At 55.7% G+C, this 9,699-nt stretch carries 10 protein-coding genes and 1 other annotated feature; of the genes, 2 read left to right on the top strand and 8 right to left on the bottom strand.

The genetic code is table 11. The features are described from left to right. The 4 genes from ACTOZL_RS02600 to ACTOZL_RS02585 form a co-directional block, all read right to left on the bottom strand. Nucleotides 1-798 (bottom strand): sensor histidine kinase (locus ACTOZL_RS02600; RefSeq protein WP_482476523.1); only part of this gene is annotated, 798 nt, incomplete at its 3' end. Next, nucleotides 795-1,160: a response regulator gene (locus ACTOZL_RS02595; protein WP_482476522.1), complete on the bottom strand. Its 366-nt coding sequence runs from the start codon at nt 1,158-1,160 to the stop codon at nt 795-797. The genes ACTOZL_RS02595 and ACTOZL_RS02600, both read right to left, overlap by 4 nt. Before the next feature lie 94 nt (nt 1,161-1,254). Continuing rightward, on the bottom strand, nt 1,255-1,866 hold the full coding sequence (locus ACTOZL_RS02590) for a DUF1643 domain-containing protein (RefSeq protein WP_482476521.1): 612 nt from the start codon (nt 1,864-1,866) through the stop codon (nt 1,255-1,257). 21 nt (nt 1,867-1,887) lie between these two features. Further along, nucleotides 1,888-3,102: an MFS transporter gene (locus ACTOZL_RS02585; protein ID WP_482476520.1), complete on the bottom strand. Its 1,215-nt coding sequence runs from the start codon at nt 3,100-3,102 to the stop codon at nt 1,888-1,890. A 454-nt stretch (nt 3,103-3,556) separates the two neighbouring features. Here ACTOZL_RS02585 and ACTOZL_RS02580 point away from each other — a divergent pair, with 454 nt between their 5' ends. Both ACTOZL_RS02580 and ACTOZL_RS02575 read left to right on the top strand, forming a co-directional pair. After that, on the top strand, nt 3,557-4,921 hold the full coding sequence (locus ACTOZL_RS02580) for a TrpB-like pyridoxal phosphate-dependent enzyme (protein WP_482476519.1): 1,365 nt from the start codon (nt 3,557-3,559) through the stop codon (nt 4,919-4,921). 67 nt (nt 4,922-4,988) lie between these two features. Then, on the top strand, nt 4,989-5,189 hold the full coding sequence (locus ACTOZL_RS02575) for a hypothetical protein (protein ID WP_482476518.1): 201 nt from the start codon (nt 4,989-4,991) through the stop codon (nt 5,187-5,189). A gap of 115 nt (nt 5,190-5,304) precedes the next feature. Here ACTOZL_RS02575 and ACTOZL_RS02570 read toward each other — a convergent pair whose 3' ends face one another. The 4 genes from ACTOZL_RS02570 to ACTOZL_RS02555 all read right to left on the bottom strand — a co-directional run bounded on the left by ACTOZL_RS02570 (nt 5,305) and on the right by ACTOZL_RS02555 (nt 9,418). Next, complete coding sequence (locus ACTOZL_RS02570) at nt 5,305-7,962, bottom strand: valine--tRNA ligase (RefSeq protein WP_482476517.1); 2,658 nt, start codon at nt 7,960-7,962, stop codon at nt 5,305-5,307. 44 nt (nt 7,963-8,006) lie between these two features. Next, on the bottom strand, nt 8,007-8,537 hold the full coding sequence (locus tag ACTOZL_RS02565) for a YcxB family protein (RefSeq protein WP_482476516.1): 531 nt from the start codon (nt 8,535-8,537) through the stop codon (nt 8,007-8,009). A gap of 56 nt (nt 8,538-8,593) precedes the next feature. Further along, nucleotides 8,594-8,803, bottom strand: a binding site (T-box leader). A gap of 69 nt (nt 8,804-8,872) precedes the next feature. Further along, complete coding sequence (locus tag ACTOZL_RS02560; RefSeq protein WP_482476515.1) at nt 8,873-9,085, bottom strand: hypothetical protein; 213 nt, start codon at nt 9,083-9,085, stop codon at nt 8,873-8,875. Between the two features lie 108 nt (nt 9,086-9,193). Further along, a complete protein-coding gene (locus ACTOZL_RS02555) occupies nt 9,194-9,418 on the bottom strand; it encodes a hypothetical protein (RefSeq protein ID WP_482476514.1) in 225 nt (74 codons plus the stop codon). Between the last annotated feature and the right edge of the window lie 281 nt (nt 9,419-9,699).

Below are 9,699 nucleotides of genomic sequence, written 5' to 3'. Positions count from 1 at the left end.
GGTGATCACATCGTTGAGCACAGATATGATGGTATATGGTGCACTGCTTGCAGCTAAGGTGCCCTCAACAATCTCTGTATAGTCCAGGATTTTGCTGATCTGGTTGGACAGCCGCTTCCCTGCGGTTTGGATCGACTGCACATCCCCCCGGAGTTCCGGGGAAAGCTTCTTGCCCAGCGCCACCTCGCTGATCCCGAGGACCATGTTAACAGGCGTGCGAAGCTCATGGGACACATTGGATAAAAATTCAGCGTTCTGTTGTTCCACTGTTTCCAGCTGCGTAAGGGTTTCAGCATACCACTGCCGCTCTTCTATCCTCCGGTTGATCCGGTACTTTGCGATGGACAGCGCACCTGCTACGATGACCGCCCCCAAGCCCAGGCGTATCACATCCTGTACATCCATGCTGGATGTAATGGTGTGTAAGATCAGGCCATGATATAACAGCTCTACTATGTATAGGGCGGCTATCATATAGAGCGGCAAGGTCTTATCCAGCATGGAAAAAATCAGGAACACGATGCAGGCCACAGCAGGGATATCAAACAGGCTGACGCTGTGTACACCGAAAAAGAAAAAGCCGATCAGCAGCAAGCCCGAACACAAATTTTCATAGAGCGCTTTTGAGCCAATCCGCCCAATGTGGAGAAACCACACCAAGCCATTTCCGATCACAAAAATCGGGACCATCCAAAGCTCCCACGAAAACGCAATGGTGATCAGCATCAGCATCATGCCGACCATGGTGACAACGACAGCCAGAAGCAGATGTTTACTTGTCTGCTTGTCTGCCCTCATTTAAGATCCAGCTCCTTTGCAACACGTTTCAGCAGTTCCTGGGGATAAAAGGGCTTTTTCAGGTAATTCGCCGCCCCCAGCTCAATGGCACGCATGACATCGTCTGCGTCCCCGGATGCCGTCAGGAAGATCACAGGGACATCAATGGGGATCTCTTTCATGTGTTCAAAGGTCTCAATGCCAGACATGGATGGCATGGCAATATCCAAGAGGACCAGATCGACTTTTCTGGTTTTCAGCTTCGTAAGTGCTACTTCTCCGGACTCTGCAAGAAGCACCGCATAGGTCTTCTCCAAAATCTTTTTTGTCCGCATCAAATTCATTTTGTCGTCATCGACAACCAAGATACATTTCGTCAGCATACAGCTTCCTCCTTCTTCACAGTTCAGGGTTTCCCCGCCTATTCTAATATGGCGCAGCGATAAAATCAAGAGCAATCTATCGGCCAAGCACCCCCTATCCCATGTCCAAATATGCCTCCACATCAAAGGGCCGCACCAGCTCATCCTTGCGCAGATACAGCGGATGATGTGGGTGACCTTTTTTACTGCACTTCCCCGCACACAGCCACCGGGCCCCATACTCCTTCCCAATGCGGATCATATCCCCCACACAGTGGCGCAAATAAGGCCGTTTCTCAATGATGGTCCCCCAGGCCGCCCAGACGGCGGGGGCGTAGCCCGCCCCCACCTGCTCCAACACAAAGCGGAACGCCGCCATGTTCTCCCGGTGGAGGGCCTGGTTGCAGACCTGATCCATATCCTCTGGGCGGGTGGCCCGCTGGGCGTAGACATTGAACATCAAGAAGCTGTCGAAGCCGTTGCCTGCGGCAATGCGTTCCACAGATTTCAAGGTGTTGTCCAGATCCCCCGGGGCGGCGGTGGAGGGGTTGATGCCGATACAGATCAGCGGGTTCTCCCCACGGGTGCCCAGGAGGTAACGGTATTCAGCATAGTGGTCGGGGATGTACCACCAGCGGTCCCGGTCATAGTCCTCCTGGGTGGGGACCATGGCCTGTTGAAAAGTCAAAATTTCCAGTTCTTGTGTCTCACAAAGTGGGATGTGCATAGCTGCCTCCTCTGCTGTCCTTCAAAGGGCTTGTGGTTTCTCTGTTAGGGTCCGGCTCCCCTTCCGCAGCATGGCCAGGAGGAGAAGCATCCCCACCCCACCAGTGAGGGTAGCGAATGCCAAAAGGGCGGGGACTCCGGCGTAGTCCAGGAGCAGGCCCCCCACGAAGCTGGCCAAGACATTACCCAGGGTGATGGCCATAGCAAACCACGCCTGGCCCTGGACCCGCTCCGCCTCTGCCACGCTCTCATTGACAAAATAGATGGCTGCCAGGGTATAAAGGGCATAGCCCGTCATCTCAAACACCTGGACCAGATAGGCCACCCCCATATTGGGGGCCACCCACATGCCCAGGGCGTGGAAGAAGAACCCTGTCCCAGATAGCTGCACCCAAAAACGGCTGCTCTTCTTCCCCAGCATCCAGGAGAAGAGGAACATCACCGGCAGCTCCAACAGGGACTGAACGAAAAGCAAATCCCCCATGGCCTCGCTGTCACCCCCCAGGGGCTGGACAATCTGAAAGGTATAAATATTCAAGATATTGTGGCTGATGAACAGGCACACCACCCCAAACAACAGGGGAACCACGCCGTAGTAGTTGGCCACGAACATGCCACCTCGGGGTTCCCTCTGCCCCGCTTTTTTGGGGGCCTCCCGCTCTCCCCGGTCCGCAAAGCGGAAGGCCAGGATAGATAGGAGCAAAATCACGTTCAGCACAGTCAAGGCCACTGGGATGGAAGTCTCCCCAAATTGCAGCACTAGACGCCCACAGAGGGAGGAGACCACCCCATAGAGGATGGACCCGGCACTCCGGGCCACGCCAAAGTTCAGGGGCGTCCCGGCGTCGATACAGGCCATCCCAAGTGCGGAGGTCAGGGGCATGATGAGCTGCACAATGATGAGAAGGAAGGCATACAGCCCCGTTTGGGGCACCTGTCCCGGCAAGAGGGGCAGGGCCACACCGCCGGCGAGAAACAGCACCACCAGCAGGGCAGAAAACTGCCGCAGGGACATCCGCCTCAGCCCGTCCGCCAGCTTGGACACCAGGGGCTGCAACAACGCGGACAGCAGCCCCGAAACACTGATGAGGGTGCCAATCTGGACGTTGGAAAAGTCCCGGGAGAGCAGGTATACGCTGGAAAAGGTGACCACACAGCAGTAGCTGGCCCAATAGCTCCCCTGGATGGCTGTATATTGAGCGGTAGGCCGCAAATTCGCAATACGAAATCTTGCCATTCCCTTCCCTCCTCCTTGAGACGTTTTCCCCATCATACCCCATGCCTATCACTTTTGCAACAAAATTTCCGCAAATTTCCCCTTAAAAATCCTGCAATATGGGGCTTGACAGAGGGGTGATCCTATGCTATCCTTTGAGAAACCGATGAGCAAGAGGAGTACTCTTGAGCGGGAGGGTCCAAGCGAGCTGCGGACGGTGAGAGCGCGGCACCTGACCCCAGGAGGAATGGCCTTGGGAGGGCGAGCTGAACGGGAGGATTCCCCAGTAGGTGAGACGGAGATGGCTGACCGTTACCAGAAAAGCCGGCGTATGATGGTACGCTAAAGTGGGCGCAGTGTGCGCCAAGCCGGGTGGTACCGCAGGAGTTTGTCGCTCTTGTCCCTGCATTTTGCAGAGACAGGGGCGTTTTGTTTTGTCTCTGCACCAAAATCTCTCGAAAAAGGAGCAAGCATCATGAACAACATCCCTTACAAAATCTATCTGGACGAAGCGGAGCTGCCCAAGCAATGGTACAACCTCCGGGCCGATATGAAGAATAAGCCCGCCCCCCTGCTGGACCCCGCCACCCTCCAACCTATGACCGCCCAAGCCCTGAGCGGCGTATTTTGCGAGGAGCTGGTGAAGCAGGAGCTGGACGACACCACTCCCTATATCGACATCCCCCAAGAAATCCAGGACTACTATAAGACCTTCCGCCCCGCCCCCCTGATGCGGGCCTATAACTTGGAAAAAGCCCTGGGCACCCCTGCGAATATTTATTACAAGTTCGAGGGCAACAACACCAGCGGCAGCCACAAGCTCAACTCCGCCATTGCCCAGGCCTACTATGCCAAACAGCAGGGCCTGAAAGGCGTCACCACCGAGACCGGGGCCGGACAGTGGGGCACCGCCCTGTCCATGGCCTGCGCCTACCTGGGCCTGGACTGCAAGGTCTATATGGTCAAGGTCTCCTATGAACAAAAGCCCTTCCGGCGGGAGGTCATGCGGACGTACGGCGCCTCCGTGGTCCCCTCCCCCTCTATGGACACCGCTGTGGGCCGGAAAATCCTCCAAGAACACCCCGGCACTGGCGGCAGCCTGGGCTGTGCCATCTCCGAAGCGGTAGAGGTGGCCACCTCCACCCCCGGTTACCGCTACGTCCTGGGCAGTGTCCTGAACCAAGTTCTGCTGCACCAGTCTGTTATCGGCTTGGAAGCCAAGACCGCCCTGGACAAATACGGCATCAAGGCCGACATCGTCATCGGCTGCGCTGGGGGCGGCAGCAACCTGGGCGGCCTCATCGCCCCCTTTGTGGGGGAAAAGCTCCGGGGTGAGGCAGACTACCGCATCATCGCCGTGGAGCCCGCCTCCTGCCCCAGCTTCACCCGGGGCAAATTCGTCTACGACTTCTGCGACACCGGCATGATTTGTCCCCTGGCTAAAATGTACACCCTGGGCAGCGGCTTCATCCCCGCCCCCAACCACGCCGGCGGCCTGCGCTTCCACGGTATGAGCACCACCCTGAGCCAGCTCTACCACGATGGCTTGATGGAGGCCACGTCCGTGGAGCAAACCGCCGTATTTGCCGCGGCGGAACAATTCGCCCGGATTGAGGGCATTCTCCCCGCCCCGGAGAGCAGCCACGCCATCAAGGCTGCCATAGACGAAGCCCTGCACTGTAAGGAAACCGGGGAGGAAAAGACCATCCTCTTCGGCCTCACCGGCACCGGCTATTTTGATATGTACGCCTATGAGGCGTTCCACGACGGGCGGATGCACGACTATGTCCCCACAGACGAGGACCTAGCCCCAGGCTTCGCCTCCCTGCCTAAAGTTTAACGGTTTCGTCCCGCCTGACAAAAGCCAGAACTCCTTGAACTCACGCAATCGTTACCCCCAGGTAACTATGCCACAAAATTGTGCGTACTTTTACACCCCGGAAGATCTGAAAGATGCGGAGGCCAAGATTCGCTATTTGGAAGAGCTGAAGGCCATTGCCGCCTCCTGCGCCGGCGCGGCGTCCTTCAAAGCCGCGGTCCAGGAACGGTATCCGGCTTACAGCGGGGAAAATTATCTGGACATGACCACAGGATTTTTCTTCCCTTGATTTTACACAAATCCTCCCCCCGGCAAAGCCCGGGGGGAGGATTTATCATGAACAGGTATCCATTGGGTGTAGACTACAACACTCCGGTAATTATAAGCGATCCCTTCTGGACGGCTTACAGCGAAGCCGCCTGTTCCTCTAGCTTCCCGATGAGCGCGGCCAATTTCTCCGCCCGTTCCCGCTCGGCAGCTACCACATTCTCCGGGGCTTTGGAGACAAAGCCGGGGTTGCCCAGCTTCTTTTCCAGCTTGTCCAGCTCGTCCCGGTTCTTCTTCAACTGCTTGGCGATGCGCTCCCGCTCCTTGTCCAGGTCCACCAGTTCCGCCAGGGGCAGGAAGAGACGGGCGGCGTGGGTGATGATCTCCACCCGTCCGGCCTTGGCTTCCTCCCCAGAGGAAGCGGCATCCGCCACGCCCTCCACGGTGACATCACTGGCGTAGCCCAGCCGCTTGAGGAAGGGAATGCCGGCGGTAAAGATGTCCCCCTCCTGGGTCGCGATGGTGAGATGGGCCTTCTTGGAGGGGGGCACGTTCATCTCCGCCCGGCGGGTACGGATGGCCTTCACCGCGTCCATGAGCATCTCCACCGCCTTCTCCTCCTGGGGGAACGCCAAGTCCTCCCGGTAGGCAGGCCAGGACTGCATCATCAAAAAGTCGCCTTGGCAACCGGCCTCATGGGGTAGGGCCTGCCAAATCTCCTCGGTGAGGAAGGGCATGAAGGGGTGCAGCAGCTTCAAAATATCCGTGAGCACGTAGCACAGCACCTTTTGCGCCTGCTCCTTGGCGGCCACATCCTCCCCTTGCAGCCGGGGCTTGGTCATTTCAATATACCAATCGCAATAGCTGTCCCAGATAAAGTCATAAATCTTCTGGGCGGCTACCCCCAGCTCATAGCGGTCCATATTCTCCGTGATCTCCGCCACCACAGTGTTCATCTTGGAGAGAATCCATTTGTCCTCCAACTCCAGCTTCTCCGGCAAGGCGTTCTCCCCGATGGTCAGGTTCATCATCAGGAAACGGGAGGCGTTCCAAATCTTATTGGCAAAGTTACGCATGGCCTCACAGCGCTCGGTGTAAAAACGCATGTCGTTGCCAGGGCTGTTGCCGGTGACCAGGTTGAAACGCAGGGCATCGGCGCCGTACTGCTCGGCAATTTCCAGGGGGTCAATGCCGTTGCCCAGGGACTTACTCATCTTCCGGCCCTTATCGTCCCGGATCAGGCCATGGATGAACACAGTGTGGAAGGGGGGCTTCCCTGTGTGCTCACAGGCGGAGAAGATCATCCGGGCCACCCAGAAGAAGATGATATCATAGCCGGTGACCAGCACGTCGGTGGGATAGAAAAAGTCCAAGTCCTCGGTCTTTTCCGGCCAACCCAAAGTGGAGAAAGGCCACAGGGCGGAGCTGAACCAGGTGTCCAGCACGTCGGGGTCCCGCTCAATATTCTTGGAGCCGCATTTTTCACATTGGGTGGCATCTGTCCGGGAGACGGTCATGTGGCCGCAGTCCGCACAGTACCACACGGGAATTTGGTGCCCCCACCAGAGCTGGCGGGAGATACACCAGTCGTGGACATTCTCCATCCAGTTGGTATACGTCTTGGCGAAGCGGTCGGGGACGAAGCGGGTCTCCCCCTCGTTGACCACCCGCAGGGCCTCCTTGGCCAGGGGCTCCATCTTCACGAACCACTGGGCGGAGATGATGGGCTCCACATCGTTGTGGCAGCGGTAGCAGGTGCCCACGTTGTGCTGGTGGTCCTCCACTTTTTCCAAGAAGCCCAGAGCTTCCAGGTCTGCCACCACGGCCTTCCGGGCCTCATAGCGCTCCATCCCCTCATACTTGCCCCCCAGCTCGTTGACCACACCGTGGTCGTCTAGGACACGGATGGATTCCAGCTTGTGGCGCAAGCCCACCTCAAAGTCGTTGGGGTCGTGGGCGGGGGTCATCTTCACACAGCCAGTACCAAACTCCATCTCCACATATTCGTCGGCCACGATGGGGATTTCCCGGTCCATGAGAGGCAGGATGCAGTGCTTGCCCACCAGGTCCTTGTAGCGCGCGTCGTCGGGGTGGACGGCCACGCCGGAGTCCCCCAGCATGGTTTCCGGCCGGGTGGTGGCCACAATCACGTAGCGCCCCGGCTCGTCCTTGATGGGGTACTTGATGTGCCACAGGTGGCCGGGCTTGTCCACATATTCCACCTCGGCGTCGGAGAGGGCGGTGACGCAGTTGGGGCACCAGTTGATGATGCGGCTGCCTTTATAGATCAAGCCCTTCTCATAAAGGCTGACAAACACCTCCCGGACAGCATGGGACAGCCCGTCGTCCATGGTGAAACGGGCCCGGTCCCAGTCACAGGAGACCCCCAGCTTCTTCTGCTGCTCCACAATACGGGCACCGTACTTGGCCTTCCAAGACCACACCCGCTCCAAGAATTTTTCCCGGCCCAGGTCATAGCGGCTCAAGCCCTCGTTGTTGCGCAAGTCCTCCTCCACCTTCACCTGGGTGGAGATGCCCGCGTGGTCCACGCCAGGGACCCACAGGGCGGCATAGCCCTCCATACGCTTGAAGCGGATGAGGATATCTTGCAGGGTACAGTCCATGGCGTGGCCCATGTGGAGCTGTCCGGTGACGTTGGGGGGCGGCATGACAATGGTATAGGGCTTCTTCTTGGCATCCCGGATACCGGCGAAGCACTTGTTCTCCTCCCACTGGGCATAAATGCGGCCTTCCACCTCTCTGGGGTCGTAGACCTTTGGCAATTCTTTTCTCATGGGTTCCTCCTCATTTGTTCAGCGGCCCAGGGGCCGCGCAGTTTTCAAAATTCCTGGATGGGGAGCTGGGTGTGCTGGCCAATGAAGCTCTTAAAGCCCAGGGCATCCCCCTCGGTAAAGCCTGTCTTTTCCAAAATGACCCCGTGATCCTCATCGAAAAACAGGACGTACCACTGCTCGTCCGCCACCACGGCAAAGACCTGCTCATAGGGGTGGTGGGTCACCCCCGCCTGGGTGGCGCAGGTGAACTCCTCCTCCTCAAAGGCATAGGTACATACCTTCATGGCGCTTTGAAGCTGGCGCTGGGAGGAGCGGAGCTGGTAGGCGTCCCAACGCAGGACCATCAACAGCAGGAAGAGCCCGTAGAGGATGAGCAGCGACCCAGCCAGTTGCCAGCCTTCTCCCTTGTAGCAATAGATGCCCCCCGACAGGAAGGCCACACCGATGATGGCATTGCCGCCCCGGGTACGCCGGGATTTCTCCTTGCGCACGCTGGCCTGAGCCAGGCGGTTCATGGCCGCCAGGGCCCGGCGGTCATAGGTGGTTTGGTTGATGAACAGCGCGTTTTCGTTCATGGTCACAATCCTCTCTGTCCGGGTACAGCAAAAAACGCCCCAGGCCCCCGTAAGGGCTCCAGGGCGAAGAAACTCTGCGGTACCACCTGAGTTCAGGCCAAGGGCCTGCGCTTCTTATCCCGGTAACGGGGGACCGGCCTGCCTTACTCCAAGGTTCGGGCAGGCAGCTCCGGGACGACTTCCCCGCAGCTGGGGGGAGACTCACAGCAACCGTCCCCTCTCTGTACCCCCGCTTGGCGTGTACTACTTCCCTTCCTTGCTTTCATTTAACAGTATAGGGAACATTCTAGTTGTTGTCAAGAGTTAACTATTCCAAATGCCTTAGATCGAAAGTATTATTTTCCTTGTTTATATTTTCTCCTTTCAGCCATATGCTTAGCCGCAAGGGGACTTCCATGTCTCAATCCATCAGACATCAATTCCATAAAAAAAGCATCTTTTTCATAGCACAATCCTTCGAGTTGACTAATTCTTTTGTCCTTCCTCTCTATCTCTTTTTTTAATTGTGGGATTTCATTCTTATCCTTTTTTGATCTGAATAAACTCATTGTATTCAACCCTTTCATGCTAAAATAAACTTTTTACATAAATTGATCAAGGCATTCAACCAATCTTTTCAACACATCATTTTCTAACAAACTCAAATCTATTTTTTATTATTCCCATAATAATCCAATATTCTGGCATTCAATCGTAACCATCTTGTCACAACTATCACATTCATGGTCAATTTCAAAATCTCCTTGAAGTGCAACTATGTTAGAAGAAAAATAGAATCCAGCATTATATTCTCCACAATATGGGCAATACCAATCAACACTTATAAATCCCCCTGTAGAATCAACATCTATTTTAACATTTGACCCTCTTATTCTTTTCATAATTTTCTCCTTGATATTCACGAATTTATTAGCGGTATAGACACAATAATCTTTTAAGATATCATAAAAACTCTAAATTACTGCAGAAAGAGTATCACATATACTCATTTCTGTCAAGTTATATTAGGCATATAGAACAGGTCAACAGCATTTGAAAAAATACTAAGAGAGTTCGGACCATTGAAAGTAGATCACAAACTCTCTCGATTTCCTTCTTTCCTTTTAACCCTGTTACCTTCAGTCCTTCTCTCCCTGCCGTTGAAAAACCAACCCTACTGTGA

The organism is Evtepia sp. (assembly GCF_056797215.1).
Note: the sequence above shows the minus strand (reverse complement) of the source record. Positions and strands in the feature narration are given on the sequence as shown.

Coding starts and splice junctions, on each gene's coding strand:
- ACTOZL_RS02595 (WP_482476522.1), bottom strand. CDS start 1,160: ATGCTGACGAAATGTATCTTGGTTGTCGATGACGACAAAATGAATTTG.
- ACTOZL_RS02590 (WP_482476521.1), bottom strand. CDS start 1,866: ATGCACATCCCACTTTGTGAGACACAAGAACTGGAAATTTTGACTTTT.
- ACTOZL_RS02585 (WP_482476520.1), bottom strand. CDS start 3,102: ATGGCAAGATTTCGTATTGCGAATTTGCGGCCTACCGCTCAATATACA.
- ACTOZL_RS02580 (WP_482476519.1), top strand. CDS start 3,557: ATGAACAACATCCCTTACAAAATCTATCTGGACGAAGCGGAGCTGCCC.
- ACTOZL_RS02575 (WP_482476518.1), top strand. CDS start 4,989: ATGCCACAAAATTGTGCGTACTTTTACACCCCGGAAGATCTGAAAGAT.
- ACTOZL_RS02570 (WP_482476517.1), bottom strand. CDS start 7,962: ATGAGAAAAGAATTGCCAAAGGTCTACGACCCCAGAGAGGTGGAAGGC.
- ACTOZL_RS02565 (WP_482476516.1), bottom strand. CDS start 8,537: ATGAACGAAAACGCGCTGTTCATCAACCAAACCACCTATGACCGCCGG.
- ACTOZL_RS02560 (WP_482476515.1), bottom strand. CDS start 9,085: ATGAGTTTATTCAGATCAAAAAAGGATAAGAATGAAATCCCACAATTA.
- ACTOZL_RS02555 (WP_482476514.1), bottom strand. CDS start 9,418: ATGAAAAGAATAAGAGGGTCAAATGTTAAAATAGATGTTGATTCTACA.